Genomic DNA, 22,651 nt, shown 5'->3' on the forward strand with positions numbered 1-22,651 from the left:
CAGATCTTGGCTAACGGACATCGCTTCGCATGGCTGGAGGAGGAGACAACAAGCCTGCGCTAACGGCGCACCCGCCGAAGCGGTTCCCGGGAGGGAGGTATGCGAAGGGCGGATAGCGGGTTCGCCAGCGCTGCCGTCGGGGTCAGCTCATCAGCGCCGCGACCAGCGCCCCGGCGCCGATCACTACCACCAGCAGCCCGACCACGGCGGTTGCGAAGGACACGCCGGGCACCGTGGCGCCCTTGTCGTCATAGGGGCGGCCGCGCTCATCCGTGCCGCCACCAGCGCTCGACGTGCCAACTGGACCTGCCGTCGCCGCGCGGCGCTCCACCCCGGCGGGATGGCCGGCGGCCTCGTCGTCCGTTCCCAGGGGTGCGGCGGCGGGATCGGAGAACGGCACCTTGTCACCGGTTCGGCCAGCGTCGATATCGCCGCGCAAGCGTTCAGTTTCGGACATAGGGCCCCTCCTCGCATCGGGGCGAGGTCGCACCCGAGCTCGCTATCAACTCCCGAGCGCCGGGATCGGTTCAGCCGGGGGGAACCTGTTGTCGCGCCGGAGATTGTTACCGGAGCAAGGTTCAACGAGGGGATGTCAGATGGCGCCGCGCGGGCTCTGGAAAGGCTATCTCAAGCTCTCGCTGGTCACATGCCCGGTCGTCCTGGCACCCGCCACGAGCGCGTCGGAAAAGATCCGCTTCCACACCCTCAACCGGGCGACCGGCAACCGGGTCGAGGGCATTTATGTCGATGCGCAGACCGAGGAGACCGTCGATGCCGACGACCAGGCGCGCGGCTATGAGCGCGAGCCGGACACCTATGTGATCCTTGACGACGAGGATCTGGCGTCGGTGGCGCTGGAGAGCAACCGCACCATCGACATAGAGAGCTTCGTGCCGGCCGATACGGTGGAATGGATCTGGTACGACACCCCGCATTTCCTGATACCGGACGACCCGGTGGGCGAGGAAGCCTTCGCCGTCATCCGCGAGGCGATGGTGGCGACCGGCAAGGTCGGGCTGTCCCGGGTGGTACTGCACCGGCGCGAACGGCTCGTGATGCTGGAGCCGCGCGGGCGGGGCATCGTCTTGTGGACGCTGCATTACTCCGACGAGCTGCGCCGGCCTGAGGGCTATTTCGAGGACATTGACGCACCCGCCGAGGCCGATCTGGTGACGTTGGTCGGCAAGCTGATCAACAAGCGGACCGGCAAGTGGGACCCCACTTTGGTGCGCGATCCGTTGCAGGCCAATCTCAAGCAACTCATCGCCGCCAAGAAGAAGAAGAATAAGCGGCCCGCCAGGCGCCGCGCCGCCCGAGCCAGCGAGGAGGACGAGGCGCCGACCAACGTCGTCAACATCATGGATGCGCTGAAGAAGAGCCTCGCGGCCGAACGCAAGCCCGGCGGCCGCAGCCGTTAGAGCACGCGGCGATCAATGGTCGGCGAGGTCGGAGGGGCCTGCATCGCGCCGGGCCGGCGGCTCGGCGTCCGCCTCCAGCGCCTTCTCCATCGGCACCATCGCCGCCAGCAGAACGAACGTCGTCACCAGGGCCAGGAAAACGAGGTGCCAGGAGGCGATGGCGCAGGCGACGCCGAGCGCCGCCGTGACCCACACCGTGGCCGCCGTCGTCAGCCCGTGCACCTCCAGCCGGTCGCCATCGCGCAGCACCACGCCGGCGCCGAGAAAGCCGATGCCGGTCATCACGCCCTGCACGATGCCCTGCACCACGCGGCTGGTGGCATCCGGGTGGCCCTCGATACCCCCGACATTGATCGCCGACAGCGAGATCAGCGCCGCCCCCAGCCCGACCAGCCCGAGCGTGCGCATGCCGGTCGGCTTGCCCTTGAGGTCGCGGTTGATGCCGATGATCATGCCGCAACCGGCCGCCGCGAGCATCCGGAGCAGGTTTTCCATCTCGTCGGGAGTGAGCCACCAATCCTGCGGAAGCCAGTCCATCATCTCTCCTTGGCGCCCCGCCGGCGCCCGCCTGCGGTCTTGGGCAGCGGTACGGCGGCGGCGCGGAAACCGTCCCAGGGATCGGCGGCGAGATGCGCGAGCCGGGCGGGCGCATCGGTCAGGGTGAACTGCGCCGCACCGGCCAGCTGATCGAGCTCGTCCCATGCCACCGGCATGGAAACGCCCGCCCCGGCACGGGCGCGCGGGCAATAGGCCGACACTGCCGTGGCGCCGCGCCCGTTGCGGAGATAATCGACGAAGATGCGCCCCTTGCGCCGCGCCTTGGTGGCCACGGCGATGAAGCGGTCGGGGTCGTCGGCCGCCAGGGAATCCGCCAGCGCCTTGGTGAAGGCCTTGGCCGCCTCCCAGCTCGCCTGCGGCTTCAGCGGCGCCACCACATGCAGCCCCTTGCCGCCAGACGTCTTGACGAAGGCCGCCAGGCCATGCGCTTCCAGCCGGGTGCGGATGTCGCGCGCGCCGGCCACCACCCCCTCCCAACCGACGCCCTCGCCGGGGTCGAGGTCGAAGATCAGCATGTCCGGGCGCTCAATATCGGCCAGCGGCGCGCCCCAGGGGTGAATTTCCAGCGCGCCCGACTGCACCAGCGCGATCAGCCCGTCGAGGTCCTCGATAAAGAGCAGTTCCTCGCCGTCCCTGTCCTTCGCGACCTTGATCGCCTTGTTCATCCCGCGCCAGGAATGCTTCTGGAAGAAGCACTGGCTGGCGATACCGTCCGGGCAGCGCAGCAGCGCCAGCGGCCGGGCGACGACGAAGGGCAGGATGTGGCGCCAGACCTCGGCATAATAGTCGGCGAGACCCTGCTTGGTGATGCCCTCCTCCGGCCAGTAGACGCGGTCGGGATGGGTCAGTTTGACCTTCGAGCGGGCGGCGCTGCCTGCGGGAGCCATGTCCTTCCCCTCCGCCGGCGTCTCGCGCACGATCTCGCGCGCCGGCTTGTCCTCGCGCAGACCGCGAAAGGCAGCGTGGCGCAAATGCTGGTCGCCGGTCCAGCCGCGAAACTCCACTTCCGCCACCAGATCGGGCGCCACGAAGGTTACGCCACGCCGCTCCTGCGCCGTCAGCGTGCCGGCAAACGGGCTGCGGGTGCGGGCAAGGCTGGAGAGCCGGGCGTGAAGATCGCACGCCACGCTCTGCGAGAAGCCGGTGCCGACCCGGCCGACGGCCACCAGCTTGCCCGCCTCGTGCACACCGAGCACCAACGACCCGATCGCGTTCTTGGCGGCGGTGGAGGGCGTGAAACCGCCAATGACGAATTCCTGCCGGAAGGCGCATTTCGACTTCACCCAGTCCTTGCTGCGCCCCGAGCGATAGGGCACGTCCGCCCGCTTCGACACCAGCCCTTCGAGACTGAGACGGCAGGCATGGCGCAGCATGTCACCGCCATCCTCCGCCAGATGTTCGCTGTAGCGCAGCCCGTCCGCAGCTTGGCGAAGCAGCAGTTCCAGCCTCTGCTTTCGCAGCTTGAGCGGCTCGCCGGTCAGATCCCGCCCGTCGAGATGGAGCAGGTCGAAGGCGTAATAGACGAAGCGGTCGTGCCGCCCTTCGCTGAGATCTTGTTGCAGCAGGCTGAAATTCGATACGCCGGCGCCGGTCTCCACCACCAGTTCGCCGTCGATCAGCGCGTCCCGCGCCGGCAGCGCCTCCAAAGCCGCCACCAGCCCCGGCCCGAAGCGGGGGGTCCAGTCGAGCCCGGAGCGGGTGAGCAGCTTTACCCGGCTCTTGCCTTTGGAGGTGGCGTCGATCCGGGCCTGCAGTCGGTAGCCATCGTATTTGATCTCGTGAATCCACGCCTTTCCGCTCGGCGCCTTGGCCACCAGCGTGGCCAGCTGCGGCTCGACGAAAGCGGGCAGCGGGCCCTCGCCGGCCGCAGGGGCGGAGACCTTTGGCTGCGGCGCGGCCTTGGGCTTGGACGCGGTGGGGGCGCGGGAGGGGTTTCGCGTTGTCGTCTTCGGCTCGGCAGCGCCGGGCGGATCGGCCGGCTGCTCGCCTTTGGCGATGGCGTCGAGCGTGCGGCCGGTCTTCACCGAATCCGGGCTCTCGTCGAGAATGTCCGGCGCCCCTTCCGGCCGGGCGGCATCGTCCTCGGCCTTGATCAGCAGCCAGTTGTCGGCCTTCTCGCCTTTGCGCGGCGCCATCCGCACCAGATGCCAGCGCCCGGTGAGCTTCTCGCCGTGCAGCTCGAATTCGAGATGGCCCTTTTTGTATCCCTTCGCCGCATCGCCCACCGGCGCCCAGCTCCCGGTGTCCCACAGCAGGACGGTGCCGCCGCCATATTCGCCCTTGGGAATGGTGCCCTCGAAGCTGCCATAGTCGAGCGGATGGTCCTCGACATGCACGGCGAGCCGCTTCTCGCCCGCCACCAGGCTCGGGCCCTTGGTGACAGCCCAGCTCTTCAGCACGCCATCCATTTCAAGCCGCAGGTCGTAATGCAGCCGCCGCGCCGCATGCTTCTGGATCAGATAGGCATGGCCCGCGGCGGCGCTCTCGCCTCCCTGCGGCTCCTGTGTGCGGGTGAAGTCGCGCTTGCGACGGTAGACATCGAGCGCCATGGCGATCAGCCCGCCTTGCGCGTGGGCGCGCGCGAGGGCTTGCGCGCCGCCGGCTTCCTGGCGGCAGCCTTCTTGCCCGCAGCCTTCTTGTCAGTGCCCTTCTTGGCAGGCGCCTGCGCGGCCGATGCCTTCTTGTCGCCACCGCCTGCCAGACCCGCGCTCTCGCGCAGCGCGTCCATCAGGCTCACCACCTTGGCCGCGCTCTTCTTTGGCGGGGCAATCTTGCGGCCTTCCATCTTCGCCCGCACCAGTTCGGCGAGGGCGTCGTCATAGCGGTCGTCGAAGGCTTCGGGCTGAAAGCGCCCGGCCTTGGTCTCGATGATATGGCGGGCGAGATCGAGCATTTCCGGCTCCATCTTCACCTCGGCGATGTCCTCGAAGGCCTCCTGCGCCGAGCGCACCTCATAGTCATGGTTCAGCGTGGTGGCGATGAGGCCGTCATCATAGGCGCGGATCAGCAGGCTGCGCGGCCGGCGGAACAGGACGGCGCTCGCCACCGCCGCCACCTTCTGCCGGCGCAACCCTTCGCGGATGACGGCGAAGCTCGCCTGCGAACTCTCATCGGCCGGGCGCAGATAATAGGGACGATCGAAATAGAGATCGTCGACCTCGGCGCAGGGCAGAAAGCTGTCGATTGTCAGCGCCTTGTCGCCCTTTGGCGTCACCTCGGCGATCTCTTCCGGCTCCAGCACGATGAAGTCGCCGGAATCGACCTCAAAACCCTTAACCTGCTCGTCGCGCTCGACCACCTTGCCGGTTTCCGCATCGACGAAGCGCCGCTGCAGGCGGTTGCCGGTCTTGCGATTGACCATGTGCAGGCTGACGCGATCGCTGGCACTGACGGCGGTGTAGAGGCCGACGGCACAGACCAGCTCGCCCAGCCGGAGAAAGCCCTTCCATGTCGCGCGCGCCGCCATGCCTGCCTGCCTTTATGCCGGCCCGGGGGTGCCGGGATGCCTCGCCGTTAACGCGCCGGCCAGTGGCGCGTTCCACGACCGACGGTGGCCCGCAGCAGAACGGGCGCCGCAGCGCCCGCCTGTCGTCATGGGGGTAAAACGCTCACGCCACCTTGCGGCGCTCGTGCCGGCCCTCGCCGATCTCCTCGACGATCTTGCCGACAAAAGCCTTGAGGTCGGCCGGCGAACGGCTGGTGATGATGCCCTTGTCCACCGCCACCTCGCGGTCGACCCAGTTGCCGCCGGCGTTCTTCACGTCGGTGCGGATCGAGGCATAGGAGGTCACGGTGCGCCCGCGCACGGCATCGGCTTCCACCAGCAGCCACGGGCCGTGGCAGATGGCGGCCACCACCTTGCCGCTGTCGAGGAAGGCGCGGACGATCGCCATCGCCTCCTTGTTGACGCGCAGCAGGTCCGGGTTGATCTGCCCGCCGGGAATGACCAGCGCGTCGTAGTCTTCCGGCTTAACGGCGCCGAGCGAGGTGTCGGCGTCGGCGCTCTCGCCCCAGTCCTCGCCCTTCCAGCCGCGAATGGCCTTGCCGTCCGGGCTCGCCACGTCGACGCGGGCGCCGGCGGCGCGCAGCTCGTCGCGCGGCACCATCAGCTCGGACTGCTCGAAGCCGTTGGCGGAAATGATGAGAATGCGTGAATCGGCGATCTTCGCCATGGGTTGTCTCCTTGAATGTCGTTGAGCCCCCATGCCCCTTGTGAAGCGAACGTCCGCGCCCGGCCGATGTTCCCAGAAAGGGATCTGGCCGGGCGCCGATACCGTCCCTTCGGCTCACATTGCCTGTTCAGGCGCCGCGCCTGCGGCGGGGGCCGGCGCTTCGGAGGCGACCGGCGACACCCGCCACACCGTATTGCCGACATCGTCGGCGACCAGCAGGCCACCGCGCGTATCGACGAGAACGCCGACGGGACGGCCCTGCGCATTGCCTTCGCCATCGAGGAAGCCGGTGAGGATCTCCTGCGGCGCGCCGGAAGCCCGGCCCTCGGCGAAGGGCACGAAGATCACCCGGTAGCCGGCCGGCTCGCTGCGGTTCCACGAACCGTGCTGGCCGATGAAGGCGCCCGAGGAATAGCGATCCGCCAGTGCCGGGCCATTGGCGAAGGTGAAGCCGAGCGAGGCGGTGTGGGCGCCCAGCGCGTAATCCGGCTTGATCGCCTTGGCGACGAGGTCGGGCCGCGCCGGCTCGATGCGTTCATCGACATGCTGGCCGTAATAGGAATAGGGCCAGCCATAAAAGCCGCCCTCCTTCACCGAGGTCATGTAGTCGGGCACGAGATCGTCGCCGATCTCATCGCGCTCGTTCACCGCCACCCACAATTCGCCATTGGCCGGGTTCCAGTCGATGCCGACGGGATTGCGCAGGCCGGAGGCGAAGACGCGCGAGGCGCCGGTGGCGACATCCACCTCCAGCACGGCGGCGCGGTTCTCCTCCTCTTCCATGCCGTTCTCGCCGACATTGGAATTGGAGCCGACGCCGACATAGAGCTTTGAGCCGTCCGGGCTCGCCAGCAGGCTCTTGGTCCAGTGATGGTTGCGCCCGGCCGGCAGGTCGGTGAGCTTCTCGGCCGGCGCGGTGATCGCCGTCGCGCCCTCCTGATAGGGGAAGCTGACGATGGCGTCGGCATTGGCGACATAGAACCGCTCGCCAACCAGCGCCATGCCGAAGGGCGAGGTCAGGTTTTCAAGAAACACCGTCTTCACCTCGGCCGTGCCATCGCCATCGGCGTCGCGCAGCAGCGAGATGCGGTCGGCGCTCGGTGTCTGCGAGCCGGCCTTCTTCATGAACAGGCCCTGCACCCAGCCGCGCAAGCCGCCTGACTTGTCCTCGGGCTTCGGCGGCGCGTCCGATTCCGCCACCAGCACATCGCCATTGGGCAATTCGTAGAGCCAGCGCGGATGGGCAAGGCCGGAAGCGAAGGCTGTGACCTGCATCCCTGCCGTCGGGGTCGGCTGCGCGCCATTCTGCCAGCCGATGGCCTCCGCCACCTTGATGGTCGGGAGCGTCGACGTAACCGGCTCGGGCAGCTGCGGATCGGGCCCGTAGCCGGCGCTTTCCGGCAGGGTCGGGGGCGCCCGGTCGCACGCGGCGACGCCGACGGCGAGGACCAGCAGGCAGGGCACGGCCAGCGCGCGGCGTGCGAGGGTGTGGCGGGCAGAACGTGCGGACATCAGTATTCCTCTCGAAGACGGCGCGTTCCGTCGCGTTCGACAGGTGACGCGGCGGGCCATGAACGGCGTGATCGGAGGGGCAACGCCGGGGCGGCGCGATGGTTCGGCCTGCGCGCCACCATGGACTGCGCCGTCATGCCAGCTCCGGTGCCTCGTAAAGGGCTGACCGGGGCGATGTCTGCCAAGCCCTTCGCCCCGCGTCGGTTCCGCCGACCACCCCGGAACCAACGCGCCCGCCCTTCGTTGGCCGTGCAACCACCTTTCACCGATGACAGCGACAGGAGCCGTCCATGCTCGACCACCCGCGCCCGCCTTTTCAGGAGCAGCAGCAGCCGATTCCCGGTCGGACGGAGGCGATGTCGCCGCGTCCCGACCATGGCGAAGAGAGCTACAAGGGATCGGGCCGGCTGCAGGGGCTCAAGGCGCTGATCACCGGCGGCGACAGCGGTATCGGCCGCGCCGTGGCGCTGGCCTATGCCCGCGAGGGCGCGGACGTGCTGATCTCCTATCTCGACGAACATGAGGACGCCGAGGCCACCGCTGCCTTGGTGCGCGAGGCGGGCCGGCAGGCGGTGCTGGTGCCCGGCGACATCCAGTACGCCGCCCATTGCCGCGCTCTGGTGGAGAAGGCGGTGGAAACTTTCGGGCGCATCGACCTTCTGGTCAACAACGCCGCTCACCAGAAGACCTTCGGCGACATCGCCGACATTCCCGACGAGGAATGGGAGCTGACCTTCAGGGTGAACATCCACGCCATGTTCTGCCTGACCAAGGCGGCCGTGCCGCACATGAAGCCCGGCAGCGCCATCATCAACACCGCCTCGATCAATTCCGACAAGCCGAACCCCAGCCTCCTCGCCTATGCGACGACCAAGGGGGCGATCCAGAACTTCACCGCCGGGCTGGCGCAGCTTCTCGCCGAAAAGGGCATCCGCGCCAATGCGGTGGCACCGGGGCCGATCTGGACCCCGCTGATCCCCGCCACCATGCCGGCGGAGAAGGTGGCCCATTTCGGCGAGCAGGTTCCGATGAAGCGGCCGGGTCAGCCGGCCGAGCTCGCCACCGCCTATGTGATGCTGGCCGACCCGCTGTCGAGCTACGTCTCGGGCGCCACCATCGCCGTCACCGGCGGCGCTCCGATGATCTGAGATCGGCCGTGGAAGAGGAGAAGATCATGCAGAATCAAGCATCCAGCCGTTCGGCCCATTACCGCCTGCGCGGCAGCGCGGGGCAGTGGCGGGTCGAGGGCGATGGCGAGGCCGGCATGGCCTATGCCAGCAAGGAGGCCGCTTTCGAGGCCGCCGTCGCCGCCGCCTCCAACGCCATCCGCGACGGCTACGACGTCACCATCACCGTGCCCGGCGCCGGAGAAACCATGCTCGGTGTCGAGGACACGGGGCACCGCACATAGAGAGCGGCCGCATCGCGCGCACGGCCGGCGCCGCCGGGAGGACGGCTACCGGCCGCTGTTGTCACCCGGCGATTCCGCGCGGGCGGCACGAAGCCATGCGAAGGAAGGAGAACACGATGGAGATGCTCTATGGGCTCGGCGTCCTGCTGCTTGTCGCGGCTCTCGCCTACGCCATGCACCAGTCGAAAAAACGCCGCCGGGCGAAGGACATCGAGCTTCCGGACGAGAAGGTCGACCGTAAGAGCCCGCACTAGGTCCTGCGTCGCCCTGCGGTCCTATGCGCCGGTGCTCTCCAGCGCGGCGACGCGCGTGAGCGGTTCGACCTTTCGGCTTGCCAGCGCCAGAAGCAAATCGAGGGCGTGGAAATCGCCCAAGGCGGCAGCCTTTTCGCGCGGGTTAAGCACGCCTAGCGCCGCTTCAAGGTTCGGCGCATCCTCGATTTTCGCCACTGCAATCAGCCTATCCGGCGCATAATCGCCGGGCCGGCGTTCGCCATCGACAAGCTGGGCACGATGGAAGGCGGCGAGGTCCGGCGCGACGGCGAGATGGGCGACCGCCTCGGAGGGAGCCGGCGCCGGGTTCGCCTTCCGCAGCTGACGCGCCCGCAGCAGGACCTCGGGCGGCTCCTGTTCCTCGGGGGTGCGGAACAGCGCCGGCAGGGAGGCACGCGCGGCACCCGTCCACATCACAAGCGGGATCGCCAGCGCGAGGCCGAGCACCACCGGCGTCATCCAGAGGAAGAGCGGCAGGGAGATGCTGAGCGCGGCGCCCCCCAACAGCCATCCCGCCACCGTATGGGGCAGGAAGAAGCGCAGGATCGAGGCGGCATCGATGCGGTCGTCGTCGCGCCGCTGCGGCTGCCAGCCGCCATCGCGTCCGGCCAAGATGCTGACCACCGCCGCCGACTGGGTAAACATCGTCACCGGGGCGAGCAGGCCGGAGATCAGCGTCTCTGCCAGCATGCCGAAAAGCGCCCGCACGCCGCCGCCGAAGCGCTGGCGGCCGGCGCGGGACGCCAGCAGCGCCGCGAAGGCGAACAGCTTGGGTAGCAGCAGCACCGCCATGGTGCCGACGAAGACCCACACGGCGCGCACCGGGTCCTGGGCCGGCCAGCTGGGAAACAGCGCGAAGCCGGAAGGGAAATAGTCTGGCGGCACGAAGCGGGCCTGGAGCGCGGTGGCGAGCCCGGCCAGCAGCATCACCAGCCAGAGCGGCGCGGTCAGGTAGGAGCCGATGCCGGTGAGAAGATGCAGCCGGCTGACCGGGTGCAGCCCGCGCGCCGGCAGGACGGCCATATGCTGCAGATTGCCCTGGCACCAGCGCCGGTCCCGCACGGCGAGGTCCGCCAGTGTCGGCGGGCCTTCCTCATAGGAGCCCTCCAGCCAAGGCACCATATGCATGCCCCAGCCGCGCCGGCGCATCAGCGCCGCCTCGATGAAATCATGGCTGAGGATGTGGCCGCCAAACGGCCTGGGTCCCTTCAGCTCCGGCAGCCCCGCGCCCTCGGCGAAGGCGCGGGTGCGGATCATGGCGTTGTGGCCCCAGTAATTGCTCTCCGGTCCGCTCCAGCTGGCGAGACCATGAGCGATGAGCGGGCCATAGAGCCGGCCGGCGAATTGCTGCAGCCGGGCGAACAGGGTGCGGCCGCCGACGATGACCGGCAGGGTCTGGATCAGCCCGGCGGTCGGATTGGCTTCCATGGCGGCGGCGAGACGCACGATGCAGGCGCCCGTCATCACGCTGTCGGCGTCGAGAATGAGGAAGCTCTCATAGGCCCCGCCGAAGCGCGTCACCCATTCGGCGATGTTGCCGGCCTTGCGGCCGGTGTTGCGTGGCCGCCGCCGGTAGAACAGCTGGCCCGGGTCGCCGCGCCGGGCCCGCAGATCGAGAAAGCCCGCCTCCTCGGCGATCCACACGTCGGGATCGGTGGTGTCGCTGAGGATGAACACGTCGAAATGGGCCCCGGCGCCGGTGGCGTCGAGCGACTCGCAGGTCGCCTCCAGCCCGGCCAGCACCCGCGCCGGCTCTTCATTGTAGACCGGCAGCAGGAGGGCGGTGCGTGCGGTCAGGCTCGGCAGGGCCCCGGCCGGCGCGATGCCGAGCTGCCCCGCCGTCCGGCGCAGGAGGCTCGGCAGGCCGACCAGCGCATTGGTGAAGGCAAAGCTGATCCAGGCGAAAAGGACGACGAAAAGGCACAGCACCAGATATTCGAGCAGCGTGACCCCGCCGACATCGAGCACGAGATACATTTCATGGGCGGCGAGAACGGTGAGCGCCCCCGCGCCGCCAAGCACGAAGGCGCGGCGAAAGAAAAGGCTCACCGGGCGCGGACCCGGCGCGGGAGCTGGCGGCACCCTGCCGAGCGACTGCACGGGCATGGCCAAGGGCGCTTGCGGCGGCAGCGCGGGCCCAGCGTCACCCCTGCCAAGGAGGCCGGGGTCGGTGTCGTCTGACCGCCTCATGGCGTCCACCGATAGACCCAGCTTTCGGCCATGCGCTCCTCACCCCGCAGCAGGTCGGCACGCAGTTCGACCAGTCCGGCCCCGCGCGGCTCCAGCGCAAACGAGACGCGCCAACCGCCGATCTCCGGGTTCGGTTGCAGGACGATATCCCTGACCTCGCCGGCATCGGCCGTCACCCGCGCCACCAGGCTTTCCGGGGGCAGGTCCTTCACCCTGTCGCCGACAATATCGAGCACGAACAGACGGCGCTCGGCATTGCCGCCGACACGGGTAGCGGTAAAGCGACCCGCATCCGTGACATCCGGCCCGGACCAGCCCCAGTGCAGGCGGTAGGTGTTGCTGTATTCGCGTCCCTTGCGCAGCGGCTCGCGCGGGCGCCAGAAGGCGACGATGTTGTCGTGGATCTCTTCCGGCGTCGGTATTTCGACCAGCACCACCGAGCCGTCGCCCCAATCGCCGATCGGCTCGACCCAGACGCTGGGCCGTCGTTCATAGCGCGCCTCAAGGTCCTGATAGTCGAAGAACGAACGCTGGCGCTGCATCAGGCCGAAGCCTCGCAGGTCCGAGACGGCGAAGGAGGAAATCTGCAGCCGCTGCGGGTTGGCCAGCGGCCGCCACAGCCGCTCGCCGGTTCCGGTAACGATGGCGAGGCCATTGGCGTCGCACACCATGGGACGGAAATCGTCGATGCCGTCGCGATCATTAGGCCCGAACATGAACATGCTGGTCAGCGCGCCGATGCCGACCTGGTCGATGTCGACCCTGGGATAGACGGTCATCTCAACCGACATCACCGTCTCGGTGCCGGGGCGGATGGTGAAGCGATGCGCCGCCGACGCGCTCGGGCTGTCGAGAAGCGCGTGAACGACCACCGAATCCACCCCCGGACGAGGCTGTTCGAGCCAGAAGGCGCGGAAAGCGGGGAATTCCTCGCCGCCGGCATCGCCTGTCTTCACCGCCAGCCCGCGGGCGGACGAGCCATAGACCTGCCCCTTGCCGACGCCACGGAAATAGCTGGCGCCCTGGAACACGGCGATCTCGTCGAAATAGTCCGGCCGGTTGATCGGACCGTGCAGGCGAAAGCCGGAAAAGCCGATATCGGCTTTCGGCGGCGGCTGGGCGACGCCGTGCTCGAAGCGGAACATCGCCGGGTCATAGGCGAGCTTACGGGCCTGGCCGTCCGCGACCTGGTAGATATCGACGCGGTCCCGGAACAGAAAGCCGCGATGCAGCATCTGCGCCTGAAAACCGGTATTGGCCTCCCGCCAGAGGGCGTGATCGCCATTGAAGCGCACATTGCGATAGTCGTCATAGCTGAGCTTGTCGAAGGCGCCGGGCAGGTCGCTGGCCGGGCCCTTATACGGCTTGGCCGCCAGTTCGCGCGCAAGCTGGCGCACGGTCTGGGCGTCAAAGGGAACAGCCTGCTCCTCTTCTTCCGACCACGCCTCGCTGATGCCAAGACGCGACAACGGCACCGGCGCCATCGCCAGGAGACCCAAACCCAGCAACAGATGACGTCGATGCATGCCTGACCTCGCGCGTTTCAGGGCGGCACGCCCTACGCCCGAAACAAGTGCCGAAAGCGCCCTGGGTTCCGAGAATTGTGCGGCGCGGCATATTTACGCGGGGCTCCCGCCTGCGTGCGCGGCCGGCGTTGCACTGCAGCGCGATCTGTTCTAAGCAACTACCACCCGTCAGGACCCGGTGAAAGCCCGGGTGGCTCTTCCGGCCGCCGATCCGCCGGACCACGCACAGTCAGCGCCTGTTCCGCCGCCTTGTCCGCGGACGCCCGCTCTTTGCGAAGATTGCTCCTCATGACATTGACCTCACGCTATTTCCGCGACTGGACCTCCAATATTCGGGGCGACATCCTTGCCGGAATCGTCGTCGCCCTTGCCCTCATTCCCGAAGCGATCGGCTTCTCCATCATCGCCGGCGTCGACCCGAAAGTCGGGCTGTTCGCCTCCTTCGCCATCGCCTGCGTCTCCGCCGTCGTCGGCGGGCGCCCGGGCATGATCTCGGCCGCCACCGCCGCCACAGCGGTGGTGATGGTTTCCCTCGTGCGCGACCACGGGCTCGACTATCTGTTCGCGGCCACCATCCTGATGGGGCTGATCCAGCTCCTCGCCGGCGCACTGAAGCTGGGGCGGGTGATGCGCTTCGTCTCGCGCTCGGTCATCACCGGCTTCGTCAATGCGCTGGCCATCCTCATCTTCATGGCGCAATTGCCGGAACTGATCGGCGTGCCGATCGAGACCTACCCGATGATCGCGGTCGGCCTCGCCATCATCTATCTGTTTCCCCGCCTGACCCGGGCGGTGCCCTCGCCGCTGGTCGCCATTGCCGCGCTCACCCTGTTCGCGTGGTGGAGCGGGATGGACCTGCGCACCGTCGGCGATCTCGGCGAACTGCCCTCGGGCCTGCCGATGCTGACGCTGCCCAACGTACCGCTCACGCTGGAGACGCTGCAGATTATCCTGCCCTATTCGCTCACTTTGGCGGCTGTCGGCCTGCTGGAGTCGCTGCTCACGGCGCAGATCGTCGACGACATGACCGACACGATGAGCAACAAGAGCCAGGAATGCATCGGCCAGGGCACCAGCAATATCGCCTCGGCGCTGATCGGCGGCATGGGCGGCTGCGCCATGATCGGCCAGTCGGTCATCAACGTTAGCTCGGGCGGACGCGGGCGGCTTTCCACCTTTGTCGCCGGCGCCTTCCTGCTGTTCCTGATCCTGGTGCTCGACGACATTGTCCGCATCATTCCGATGGCGGCGCTGGTGGCGGTCATGATCATGGTGTCGATCGGCACCTTCTCCTGGCGCTCGATCCTCGACCTTCGCACCAATCCGCGCTCCTCCTCGCTGGTGATGCTGGCCACCGTTTTCACCGTGGTGACGACGCACGACCTCGCCATCGGCGTGCTGGTCGGCGTGCTGCTCTCGGGCGTGTTCTTCGCCGGCAAGGTGTCGCAACTGGTGGCGGTCGGCGAGATCATCGACGAGGCGGCCGGTCGGATCACCTTCGTTGTCGAGGGCCAGATCTTCTTCGCATCCTCCGAGGTGTTCCTCGCCGGCTTCGACTTCGACAACCCGGCGCGCGAGGTGGTGATCGACCTCACCCACGCGCATTTCTGGGACATCACGTCGATCGGCGCGCTGGACAAGGCGGTGCTGAAGTTCCGCAAGGCGGGGGCCAGCGTCGAAGTGATCGGGCTCAACGAGGCCAGCGCCACCATGGTCGATCGCTTCGGCACGCACCACAAGGACGAGCCGGCCGTCGCCAGCCTGCATTGATGGGCCGATGGGGCGGCCGGCTAAAGCCCCTGCCCCATCGCCTCGACCCGGACCAGCACCTCGGCGATTTCCGCATCCGTCACGGTGAGCGGCAGCGACAGGCCGATGGCACCGTCACCCTTGGCGGTGGTGGAAAGCCCCTGCGCGAAGGCGCTCGCCACCAGATGCGCGGCAAAATCCGGCCCCGGTCGGCGCCCGCAGCGTGCGGCGTCGAATTCAATCGCCAGCAGCAGTCCCAGCCCGCGCGCGCCTCTCACGCAAGGCACGCGGGCAGCGATGGCGGCCACGCCATCTTTGAGCGTCCGGCCCAGTTCGTCGGCGCGGGCGACCAGATCGTCGCGGGCAATAATCTGCAGCGCCGTCAGCGCCGCGCGGGTGGTGAGCGGGTTCTTCTCGTGGGTGTAGTGACCCAGCTCCAGCTCCGGCGCGGTGTTGAGCCGGGCGTCGGCGACCACCGCAGCGATCGGCACCATGCCGCCGCCCAGCGCCTTGCCGAGCACCACCGCATCCGGCAGCGCGCCGAAATGCTCGAAGGCGAAGAAACGCCCGGTCTTGCCGAGCCCGGAGGGAATTTCGTCGAAGATCAGCTTGACGCCATAGGCGTCGCACAAGGCACGGATGCGTGGCCACAGATCGGCCGGGGGCACATGGCAGTTCGAGCGCATAGGCTCGGCGATGACGGCCGCGATGCGTCGGGTGGCGAGGAGGCCGGCCACCTCCTCCAGCATCCGCGCCGGCCCCTGCTCGCCCGCCCAATAGGGGGTGACGTGATGGCGCCCGGGCAGAAAGCGGCCGAGGCGTGCGTCCGGCGTCGCCGCCGACAGGCCGAAGGCGCCGAAGCCATGGCCGTGATAGCAGCCTTCCAATGAAACCGTCTCATCCCGCCCGGTGGCGACCCGGGCCAGCTTGAGCGCGATCTCGATGGCGTCGGAGCCGCCAGTGGCGAACAGCACCCGCGCCGGCGCCCCCGGCCAGCGCGCCAGCAACGCTTCCGCCAGTGCGACGGCCGGCTCATTGGTGAAGCGGCGCGGCGTGAAGGCCAGTTCGTCGAGCTGCCGCTTCAGTGCCGCCACGATCTCCGGATGACCATGGCCAAGATGGTGCACGGTGTTGCCGTGCAGATCGATGCAGCGGCGGCCGGTTCCGTCTTCCAGCCAGATGCCTTGGGCGGCACGCAAGGCGCCGATGCAGGGGCTGGAGCCCTGCTGGTGGAAAAAGGCCGCCGCATCGCGGGCAACGAGGGCGTCGGGATCGGTCATGGCGTCACCAAGGCGGGGGCGGTCGGTCGGACACGCGGCGAAGCGCGAAGGGCGGGCGTGCGGTTCTCAATGAGCCAGACCAGCCCCATGGCGGCAAGCGCGAACCCGAGCAGGGCCAGGCTCTTGGCAGCCGCGTAGCCATAATCGCCTGACGTGGCGTGGTTGAAGATCGCCACGGAGGCCAGCTTGTGATTGCCGGAGACGAGGAAGATCACCGAGGACAAAGTGGTCAGCCCGTCGATGAACACATACAGCATGCCCAGCAGCAGCGCCGGCCGCAGCATGGGCAGTGTCACCCGGAAGAAGCGGGCGACCAGCCCGGCGCCGAGGCTCTCCGCCGCCTCGTCCATCGAACGGTCGAGCCGCTGCAGCGCCGCTCGGGCGGCGAGCACGCCGACGAACAGGTTGGAGAACAATATGTTGATGACCAGGATCGCCGAGGTCCCGGTCAGCGAGAGCGCCGGGATGCCGAACGGCACATTGAAGGCGACGATATAGCCGATGCCGAAGACGATGCCGGGCAGGATCGCCGGTACCAGCGCCAGGAACATGATGAGATGGGCGCCGGGCGGACGCAGGCGCTCTACCACATAGGCGATGATCACAGCGAACAGCCCGCCGATCGGCCCGGCAATGCCGGCCACACGCACGCTGTCCCACACCAGCCCGAGCCAGCGCTCGGACGAGCCATAGCCGGAACCGGCAAGGCCGACATCGACGCCGGCGCCGGTGAAATAGCCCAGCGTCAGGCTCCAGTCGACGCCCCAGACGCGGGTGACGGCGCCCAGGGCCATGGTGCCATAGACCGCGAAGATCAGCGCCGCCACGACGCCCGCCGTCAGGGTGAGCCCGGCGCGGACGACCGCTGGCACCGGAAGCTCGGCGCGCGCACCGGCGGTGCCGGCATAGGATTTGCGCCGGCCGAACGCTTCCAGCGCGAGATACAGCAGCAGCGAGGGAATCAGCAGCCACATGCACAACGCCGCCGCCAACGGCGTGTTGCGATAGGCGGTGATCTCGTCATAGACCACGCCCGCCAGCACCGGCGTATCGCGGCCGAGCACCATCGGGTTGCCGAAATCGGTCAGGCTCAGGATGAACACCAGCACCACGGCGCGCTTGATGCCCGGCCAAGCCATGGGCAGCGTCACCTGCAGGAAGCTGCGCAAGGGTCCGGCGCCGAGCCCGGCCGCGGCCTCGTCAATGCGGCCATCCTGCCGGCGCAGGCTGTTGTCGAACACGATCAGCGCCGCAGGTACGAAGGAGAGCGTCTGCGCCAGCACCACCCCGAACAGGCCGTAGAGATTGGTCTGGTCGGCATCGATCAGGCCGAGCCAATCGTCGAGCAATGTGTGCGTCACCAATCCGCGCCGGCCGAACAGCATGATGGTGGCGGTGGCGATCAGCACCGGCGGCGCCACCAGCGGCATCAGCAGCACCACGCGGGTGAGCGATGGCCAAGGGATGGCGCGGGCATTGATGCCATAGGCCAGCGCGAAAGCCAGCGTCACGGTGAACGCCACCGAGAGCGCCGCCAGCAGGAGACTGTTGAGCGCCGCCCTGCGCAGATAGGGCTCCTCGAACACTTTGAGATAATGGTCGAGGCCCCAGCGATCATCAGTGCCGTTGCGCAGCGCGTCGAAGCCCTCGGGCCCGAGCGCCTCCCGCACCTTGAACGCCAGCGCCGTGCGCTTGTGCAGCATGATATGGGCGACGGCGAAATTGTCCTCCACCGCCGCGCGCTCGGCCTCGGGCAGCGCCCTGAGCGCCGCCGCCATCGCCGCGCTCTGATCGGAATAGGCGGCCTTGCGGTCCCAGCCCATCGGCGCTCCGGCCAGCGTGAAAGCGGCGGCGGTGGCTTCCACCATCTCGGCCTCAGTGGCGCTGGCCGTCCAGCGCTGCACTAGCGCGTCGCGTTCGCCGGCCGGCACGGCGTCGAGCGCGGCGGATGTCACGGCCTTCAGCTTGGCCGGCGGCATCGGGCCGGAAATGACGAAGCTCTCCACCAGCACCGCGCCGATCGGGTAGGCGATGAACAGCGCCAGCACCAGCGCCACGGCAGCGCTGAGCAGCAGGCCCGGCAGAGAGCGCAGCGACAGAGTCATTCCGCGCGCCCATTGCCGATGAGGGCGGCGCGCAGCGGGTCGGGCCGCAGCCATGCCACCGCTCCACGCCGCCACGGCCCACCGGCCTCGAAGGAGGGGCGGTCGGCGATGACGGCACGTCCGGAGGCGAGGCGGAGGCTCAGCCGCACATGCGCGCCGAGAAAGGTGGCGCTTTCCACCGTCGCGGGAATGCCGCCGCCCTCGCTGGCAAGCCCGATATGCTCGGGCCGGTAGACCGCGGTAAGCGGCGCGCCCGGCGCGAGCCCGGCCGGCAGCGCCAGCGGCCAGACCACGCCCTCGGACTCGATCCCTCCTGCCACCGCCCGACCCTCGATCAGGTTGGAGATGCCGACGAACGCGGCGACGAAGCGCGTGGCCGGGCGATGATAGACATCGGCCGGGCTGCCGATCTGCTCGATCCGGCCGTGGCGCATCACCGCCACCCGGTCGGAGAGTGCCAGCGCCTCCTCCTGGTCATGCGTCACATAGAGGGTAGTGATGCCGAGCCGGTCGACCAGCGCGCGCAGTTCCCCGCGCAGCTTCACGCGGATACGGGCGTCGAGCGCCGACATCGGCTCGTCGAGCAGCAGCACCTCGGGGTCCGAGGCCAGCGCCCGCGCCAGCGCGACACGCTGCTGCTGGCCACCGGAAAGCTCATGCGGAAAGCGTTCCAAGAGCGCGTCGATCTCGACAAGGCGCGCCAGCTCCTCGATGCGGCGGGCGCGGACAGCGCGGGGGCCGGAGAGCGCGAAGCCGATATTCTGCGCCACCGTCTTGGTCGGAAACAGCGCGTAGGACTGGAACACGAAGCCCATGCGGCGCCGGGCCGGGGCCATGTGGGTGACATCCTCGCCCTCGCGCAGCACCTGGCCGGCATCGGGGCGGGCAAAGCCGGCAATGATCCGCAGCAGTGTGGTTTTGCCGCAGCCGGAATCGCCCAGCAGGGTGACGAACTCGCCCTTGGCGAGGTCGAAGGACACCGCGTCCACCGCGCGATGGCCCTCATAGTCCTTGCTTACCGCCCGCACGGCCAGATGCGGCCGGCTCACCTGCGGAGCCGGCCGCGCCGGGGCGCGCGTGAAGGAGGCGTCGTTCACTGCTTCAGGATGCGGCGGGCGAACTCGCGGCGGAAGGCCGCGATATCGACCGGGCGGCGCATCTGCCACAGGGTGATCTCGTTAAGGTCGACCAGGCCATGGCCGGGAACGGCGGTGGCACCGACGACCTTGCCGAGAACCTGCGCCGCCTCTTCGCTCGCCATGAAGTCGAGGAAGGTCTTTCCTTCCGCCGGGTTCGGCCCGCCGGCGACAAGACCGCCGCCTTCCGAGACGTTCGGGGTGATGCGGCCATAGACGATGTCGACCGGCTTGCCGGACGACTTGGTCTCAAAGCAGGTGGTGTCGAAGGTGAGGCCGATGGCGACCTCGCCCGCGCCCGCCAGCGCAGCGCCGCCCGAGCCGCCATCGGAATACTGGTAGACGTTCTCGTTCAGGTTCTCGACGAAGGGCCAGCCGAAGGCGTCGACGAAGGTGGTGAGGATCGCCCCGCCCGTGCCGGATTTCAGCGGCGAGGGCAGCGCGATTTCCTTCGCGTAGACCGGCTTGATCAGGTCTTCCCAGGTGGTCGGCATCGGCAGCTTCTTCTGCGCCAACCGGTCCTTGTTCACCACCATGCACATCGTGGTGGCGAAGTACTTGCTGTAGAAATCGTCGGGGTCGCGGAAGGCAGGGGCGATCTTGCTGTCCTTGGGCGCGTAGGGCTCGAACACGCCCGCCTGCTTCAGCTGTTCCAGCGCGACATTGTTGACGAGATAGACCACATCCGCCTGCGGCTTGCCCTTCTCGGCAATCGCGCGCTCGGTGATCGGCCCGGTCGAGCCGGAGACGAATTTCACCTCGATCTCCGGGTGTGCCTTCTTGAAAGCGGCAACCAGCGCGGTGTTGACGCTGTCGGAGGCGTTGTAGAGCACGACTTCCCGGGCAAGGGAGGGGGCCGCGCCGAGCGTGGCGAGGGCGGCGGCAAGGCCGAGGGCTTTCAGCGTATCGAAGAACATCGGGGTCTCCGCAGGCAGGGGAAATGAGGCCGTGATATAAGTGTCGTTAAAGTGTGTGACGGCTGAATGAAGCTGCACTTATGTCCTGAGTCCCCTTGCCGAGACCGATCACCATGAATTTCGCCCAGCTCCGCGCCTTCCAGGCCATCGCCACCCACCGCACTTTTTCCGCGGCGGCGCAGGCACTGGGGGTGAGCCAGCCGGCCATCACCCAGCATGTGAAGGCGCTGGAGGAAGCGGTCGGCGCGCGGCTGTTCCTGCGCACCGGGGCGGGCATCGAGCTCTCCCCCGATGCCCGCGACCTGCTACCCCGGGTGCGGCAGGTGATGCTGATGCTCGACGATATCGGCGCGCGCATGGAGGAGGGCCGCACGCTGAATGCCGGCTACCTCGCGCTGGGCCTATGCGCGCCCTATGTGGCGATGCCGATCCTGCAGCGTTTCACCGCGCTGCATCCCGGGATCAGGCTCGATGTGCGGCTGGAGAATTCCAGCTTCCTGCTCGATCTCGTGGCCCAGAACCGTGTGGATGTCGCCATCGCCACGCTGGAAGCCCCGCACCCGGACTTCGCCTGCGACCGCCTGCTCGCCCAGGAGGTGATGGTGCTGGTGCATGAGGGTCATCCCTGGTGGGGACGAGGCACGGTCGCGGTTGCCGAACTGAAAGACCAGCGCATTGTGCTGCGCGAGCCCGGCTCGATGACGCGGCATTTGTTCGAGGCGGCGCTGGCGAAGCACGGCGTCACCCTCGCGCCGCACCTAATGCTCGGCAGCCGCGAGGCGGTGAAGGAGGCGGTGGCGGCGAAGATCGGCCTCGGTATCGTGCTGAATCGCGAACTGGGCTGCGACCCTCGCCTGCATGCGGTGGCGATCGAAGGCGCGCCGGCGCGGGCTGACGAGTATCTCGTCACCCGTCGGGAGAACCGTCCGCTCGGCGCCGTCGCGGCTTTCGCCGCTGTGGCGCGCACGGTGTTCACCACGCAGGGCAACGTCCCGACCGATACATCGACCAGTGCTGGCACGTCGTAGCCCTCCGGCGTCGCCGACGGCTAGAGCCGACCGAGTTCCGCGTCAGCTGCCCTTTGCGGGGTCATCGATCTCGACATCCGGCCGGTCGACGCCCTGCGCCACCTCCTCATGCCACCGCCCGCTCTTGTCCTGATAGGCGATGGGCCGGGTCTCGCCGGAAAGCGACTGCCGCGCCGCCGCGTCGCGGGCGGCGGCGAGCGCCGATTCATGGGTGGGATGGGTTTCCGAGAACACGTCGCCGAGCTTGTAGGCCCAGCCCCCGTCATGCTCGACGATCTCGTAGCGAATATGGCTCATGATGGTTCCTCCCGCTGGCTAACCGTGCAGCCGGCATAGCGGTTCCGCATCCCTAGCCCCGGAACACGCCAGCGTCTTGCCGATTGCCACGGCGTAAGCACGGGCCATCACTCGGGCAGGCGGAGCACACGCTGCAGGCGTCTGAAGTCGTCGTTCGAAAAGTCGTGCCTTAGCGCCGCTATGCAGCGTGGATGGTAGGCATGCACTGACATCACCGCCTGGGGTACGAACCGCACACCAGCAGAGCGAAGTGTCGCGTCAATGATCTCCATTCCGTCGAGCCAGGAGCCACCGACAGGCGGGGCGTAGGCGGGACTTGCCACCGTTCCGTCGCGGAAAGTGACGGCGTAGATCATCCTGTTAACTGGCCCGCCCTTGGCCTGATAGTGGTTGCATCCAATCTCAACAGAGACCGCAGAGGCCCAGGGCCGGAAGCGAGGCGTCTCCCAGGGGAGCAGGGGCGATACGTAGTAGTCTTCAGCCGTGAACACCTCGAACGCCCGGACCTCGCAAAACGCCAATGGGACGCTGATTGCGAGAACGAGAACGCCCGCGCCTGCGAGAAACCAGGCCGGCATGAGAACGAACCGGCGCACATAGCGCGCAGGGTCGGCCTCATTCGCGAGCCGCGCCATGATCAGCCGCTGTAGCTGCCGCGTGAACCGCTTCCTCGCTGGCGAAGTGACAAACACGGCAAAACCGGCAGCCTGCCAGTTGCTGAGTGAGAGAGTCGAAAATATCGACAGCGCAAGAGAAATAAGTAAAATACCGATAATACCAACAACTACATGATATAACAGTCCATATTCATATAAAACGCCACCCATTCTGTCGGCAAAAATACAGACATTAGGGCGTGTTATATCCTCGAAACGCCTCGATAATAAAATAAAATTCGTCAATAGAAAAATTGATATAATTATAAACACAATCATAATAGCCATGTCGAGCGATCCGACACGGCTGTATTTCGAGACATGCTCGATGACCGATTGAGGAACGCCCTCCCACGCCAGCCTTGCGCTGATGTCTTCTTTCTCGCTTCCGTCCACAGGCGCCTCCCCGCCACTGAACCGACAT

Annotated in this window: 20 protein-coding genes and 1 other annotated feature; of the genes, 6 read left to right on the top strand and 14 right to left on the bottom strand. The window is 67.8% G+C overall.

What is annotated here, in order from left to right:
* Positions 1–142: 142 nt before the first annotated feature.
* Positions 143–457: a hypothetical protein gene (locus BLO63_RS05420; protein ID WP_091437477.1), complete on the bottom strand. Its 315-nt coding sequence runs from the start codon at positions 455–457 to the stop codon at positions 143–145.
* 139 nt (positions 458–596) lie between these two features.
* Here BLO63_RS05420 and ku (BLO63_RS05425) point away from each other — a divergent pair, with 139 nt between their 5' ends.
* Positions 597–1,418 carry a non-homologous end joining protein Ku gene (ku, locus tag BLO63_RS05425; protein WP_091437480.1) on the top strand — a complete coding sequence of 274 codons (822 nt, stop codon included), beginning with the start codon at positions 597–599 and terminating at the stop codon, positions 1,416–1,418.
* A 12-nt stretch (positions 1,419–1,430) separates the two neighbouring features.
* On the opposite strand, the gene BLO63_RS05430 is transcribed toward ku (BLO63_RS05425), so the two are convergent.
* From BLO63_RS05430 to BLO63_RS05450, 5 genes are all read right to left on the bottom strand, one after another.
* Entirely contained in the window at positions 1,431–1,955 is a 525-nt protein-coding gene (locus BLO63_RS05430) for an MgtC/SapB family protein (protein WP_091437483.1), read from the bottom strand.
* Positions 1,955–4,525: a DNA ligase D gene (gene ligD / locus BLO63_RS05435; RefSeq protein ID WP_091437485.1), complete on the bottom strand. Its 2,571-nt coding sequence runs from the start codon at positions 4,523–4,525 to the stop codon at positions 1,955–1,957. Before ligD ends, BLO63_RS05430 begins: the two co-directional genes overlap by 1 nt.
* A 5-nt stretch (positions 4,526–4,530) precedes the next feature.
* The gene (gene ku, locus BLO63_RS05440; protein WP_091437487.1) at positions 4,531–5,442 is read right to left on the bottom strand and encodes a non-homologous end joining protein Ku; all 912 of its coding nucleotides are present in this window, start codon (positions 5,440–5,442) and stop codon (positions 4,531–4,533) included.
* Between the two features lie 142 nt (positions 5,443–5,584).
* Entirely contained in the window at positions 5,585–6,148 is a 564-nt protein-coding gene (locus tag BLO63_RS05445) for a type 1 glutamine amidotransferase domain-containing protein (protein ID WP_091437490.1), read from the bottom strand.
* A gap of 114 nt (positions 6,149–6,262) precedes the next feature.
* Positions 6,263–7,660 carry a PQQ-dependent sugar dehydrogenase gene (locus BLO63_RS05450; RefSeq protein WP_091437493.1) on the bottom strand — a complete coding sequence of 466 codons (1,398 nt, stop codon included), beginning with the start codon at positions 7,658–7,660 and terminating at the stop codon, positions 6,263–6,265.
* A 290-nt stretch (positions 7,661–7,950) separates the two neighbouring features.
* On the opposite strand from BLO63_RS05450, the gene BLO63_RS05455 reads away from it, so the two are divergent.
* From BLO63_RS05455 to BLO63_RS21075, 3 genes are all read left to right on the top strand, one after another.
* On the top strand, positions 7,951–8,808 hold the full coding sequence (locus BLO63_RS05455; RefSeq protein ID WP_091437496.1) for a glucose 1-dehydrogenase: 858 nt from the start codon (positions 7,951–7,953) through the stop codon (positions 8,806–8,808).
* Between the two features lie 26 nt (positions 8,809–8,834).
* The gene (locus BLO63_RS05460; RefSeq protein ID WP_091438732.1) at positions 8,835–9,071 is read left to right on the top strand and encodes a hypothetical protein; all 237 of its coding nucleotides are present in this window, start codon (positions 8,835–8,837) and stop codon (positions 9,069–9,071) included.
* A gap of 116 nt (positions 9,072–9,187) precedes the next feature.
* On the top strand, positions 9,188–9,325 hold the full coding sequence (locus BLO63_RS21075; RefSeq protein ID WP_162841768.1) for a hypothetical protein: 138 nt from the start codon (positions 9,188–9,190) through the stop codon (positions 9,323–9,325).
* Positions 9,326–9,346: 21 nt separating this feature from the next.
* Here the strand turns inward: BLO63_RS21075 and mdoH are convergent, their stop codons facing one another.
* Positions 9,347–11,533, bottom strand: a complete 2,187-nt coding sequence (gene mdoH, locus BLO63_RS05465; RefSeq protein ID WP_244517652.1) for a glucans biosynthesis glucosyltransferase MdoH — start codon at positions 11,531–11,533, stop codon at positions 9,347–9,349.
* Complete coding sequence (locus tag BLO63_RS05470) at positions 11,530–13,059, bottom strand: OpgD/OpgG family glucan biosynthesis protein (protein ID WP_205409269.1); 1,530 nt, start codon at positions 13,057–13,059, stop codon at positions 11,530–11,532. The genes mdoH and BLO63_RS05470 overlap by 4 nt, the downstream gene beginning before the upstream one ends.
* Before the next feature lie 168 nt (positions 13,060–13,227).
* Positions 13,228–13,283 (top strand) — a sequence feature (sul1 is cis-regulatory element that is thought to sense ions involved in sulfur or methionine metabolism; They are found in Alphaproteobacteria).
* A gap of 64 nt (positions 13,284–13,347) precedes the next feature.
* Between BLO63_RS05470 and BLO63_RS05475 the strand changes: the two genes are divergently transcribed.
* A complete protein-coding gene (locus BLO63_RS05475; protein WP_091437503.1) occupies positions 13,348–14,829 on the top strand; it encodes a SulP family inorganic anion transporter in 1,482 nt (493 codons plus the stop codon).
* 20 nt (positions 14,830–14,849) lie between these two features.
* On the opposite strand, the gene BLO63_RS05480 is transcribed toward BLO63_RS05475, so the two are convergent.
* The 4 genes from BLO63_RS05480 to BLO63_RS05495 are packed head-to-tail and all read right to left on the bottom strand — an operon-like array spanning position 14,850 to position 20,246.
* Entirely contained in the window at positions 14,850–16,088 is a 1,239-nt protein-coding gene (locus BLO63_RS05480) for an aminotransferase class III-fold pyridoxal phosphate-dependent enzyme (protein WP_091437506.1), read from the bottom strand.
* Positions 16,085–18,193, bottom strand: a complete 2,109-nt coding sequence (locus BLO63_RS05485; RefSeq protein ID WP_091437507.1) for an ABC transporter permease — start codon at positions 18,191–18,193, stop codon at positions 16,085–16,087. Before BLO63_RS05485 ends, BLO63_RS05480 begins: the two co-directional genes overlap by 4 nt.
* A complete protein-coding gene (locus BLO63_RS05490) occupies positions 18,190–19,290 on the bottom strand; it encodes an ABC transporter ATP-binding protein (protein ID WP_091437510.1) in 1,101 nt (366 codons plus the stop codon). The genes BLO63_RS05485 and BLO63_RS05490 overlap by 4 nt, the downstream gene beginning before the upstream one ends.
* A complete protein-coding gene (locus tag BLO63_RS05495) occupies positions 19,287–20,246 on the bottom strand; it encodes an extracellular solute-binding protein (RefSeq protein WP_091437513.1) in 960 nt (319 codons plus the stop codon). Before BLO63_RS05495 ends, BLO63_RS05490 begins: the two co-directional genes overlap by 4 nt.
* A gap of 113 nt (positions 20,247–20,359) precedes the next feature.
* Here BLO63_RS05495 and BLO63_RS05500 point away from each other — a divergent pair, with 113 nt between their 5' ends.
* Positions 20,360–21,274, top strand: coding sequence for a LysR substrate-binding domain-containing protein (locus BLO63_RS05500; RefSeq protein WP_091437515.1), 915 nt, complete (start codon positions 20,360–20,362; stop codon positions 21,272–21,274).
* Positions 21,275–21,316: 42 nt separating this feature from the next.
* Here the strand turns inward: BLO63_RS05500 and BLO63_RS05505 are convergent, their stop codons facing one another.
* Entirely contained in the window at positions 21,317–21,571 is a 255-nt protein-coding gene (locus tag BLO63_RS05505; protein WP_091437517.1) for a DUF2188 domain-containing protein, read from the bottom strand.
* A gap of 107 nt (positions 21,572–21,678) precedes the next feature.
* The gene (locus BLO63_RS05510) at positions 21,679–22,623 is read right to left on the bottom strand and encodes a hypothetical protein (RefSeq protein ID WP_244517654.1); all 945 of its coding nucleotides are present in this window, start codon (positions 22,621–22,623) and stop codon (positions 21,679–21,681) included.
* Positions 22,624–22,651 lie beyond the last annotated feature (28 nt).

The sequence above is a fragment of the Ancylobacter rudongensis genome (assembly GCF_900100155.1).
GTDB lineage: Bacteria > Pseudomonadota > Alphaproteobacteria > Rhizobiales > Xanthobacteraceae > Ancylobacter > Ancylobacter rudongensis.

What these genes read in the sequence shown, in the direction of transcription:
- BLO63_RS05420 (WP_091437477.1), bottom strand. Translation starts at nt 457, where the DNA reads ATGTCCGAAACTGAACGCTTGCGCGGCGATATCGACGCTGGCCGAACC.
- ku (WP_091437480.1), top strand. Translation starts at nt 597, where the DNA reads ATGGCGCCGCGCGGGCTCTGGAAAGGCTATCTCAAGCTCTCGCTGGTC.
- BLO63_RS05430 (WP_091437483.1), bottom strand. Translation starts at nt 1,955, where the DNA reads ATGGACTGGCTTCCGCAGGATTGGTGGCTCACTCCCGACGAGATGGAA.
- ligD (WP_091437485.1), bottom strand. Translation starts at nt 4,525, where the DNA reads ATGGCGCTCGATGTCTACCGTCGCAAGCGCGACTTCACCCGCACACAG.
- ku (WP_091437487.1), bottom strand. Translation starts at nt 5,442, where the DNA reads ATGGCGGCGCGCGCGACATGGAAGGGCTTTCTCCGGCTGGGCGAGCTG.
- BLO63_RS05445 (WP_091437490.1), bottom strand. Translation starts at nt 6,148, where the DNA reads ATGGCGAAGATCGCCGATTCACGCATTCTCATCATTTCCGCCAACGGC.
- BLO63_RS05450 (WP_091437493.1), bottom strand. Translation starts at nt 7,660, where the DNA reads ATGTCCGCACGTTCTGCCCGCCACACCCTCGCACGCCGCGCGCTGGCC.
- BLO63_RS05455 (WP_091437496.1), top strand. Translation starts at nt 7,951, where the DNA reads ATGCTCGACCACCCGCGCCCGCCTTTTCAGGAGCAGCAGCAGCCGATT.
- BLO63_RS05460 (WP_091438732.1), top strand. Translation starts at nt 8,835, where the DNA reads ATGCAGAATCAAGCATCCAGCCGTTCGGCCCATTACCGCCTGCGCGGC.
- BLO63_RS21075 (WP_162841768.1), top strand. Translation starts at nt 9,188, where the DNA reads ATGGAGATGCTCTATGGGCTCGGCGTCCTGCTGCTTGTCGCGGCTCTC.
- mdoH (WP_244517652.1), bottom strand. Translation starts at nt 11,533, where the DNA reads ATGAGGCGGTCAGACGACACCGACCCCGGCCTCCTTGGCAGGGGTGAC.
- BLO63_RS05470 (WP_205409269.1), bottom strand. Translation starts at nt 13,059, where the DNA reads ATGCATCGACGTCATCTGTTGCTGGGTTTGGGTCTCCTGGCGATGGCG.
- BLO63_RS05475 (WP_091437503.1), top strand. Translation starts at nt 13,348, where the DNA reads ATGACATTGACCTCACGCTATTTCCGCGACTGGACCTCCAATATTCGG.
- BLO63_RS05480 (WP_091437506.1), bottom strand. Translation starts at nt 16,088, where the DNA reads ATGACCGATCCCGACGCCCTCGTTGCCCGCGATGCGGCGGCCTTTTTC.
- BLO63_RS05485 (WP_091437507.1), bottom strand. Translation starts at nt 18,193, where the DNA reads ATGACTCTGTCGCTGCGCTCTCTGCCGGGCCTGCTGCTCAGCGCTGCC.
- BLO63_RS05495 (WP_091437513.1), bottom strand. Translation starts at nt 20,246, where the DNA reads ATGTTCTTCGATACGCTGAAAGCCCTCGGCCTTGCCGCCGCCCTCGCC.
- BLO63_RS05500 (WP_091437515.1), top strand. Translation starts at nt 20,360, where the DNA reads ATGAATTTCGCCCAGCTCCGCGCCTTCCAGGCCATCGCCACCCACCGC.
- BLO63_RS05505 (WP_091437517.1), bottom strand. Translation starts at nt 21,571, where the DNA reads ATGAGCCATATTCGCTACGAGATCGTCGAGCATGACGGGGGCTGGGCC.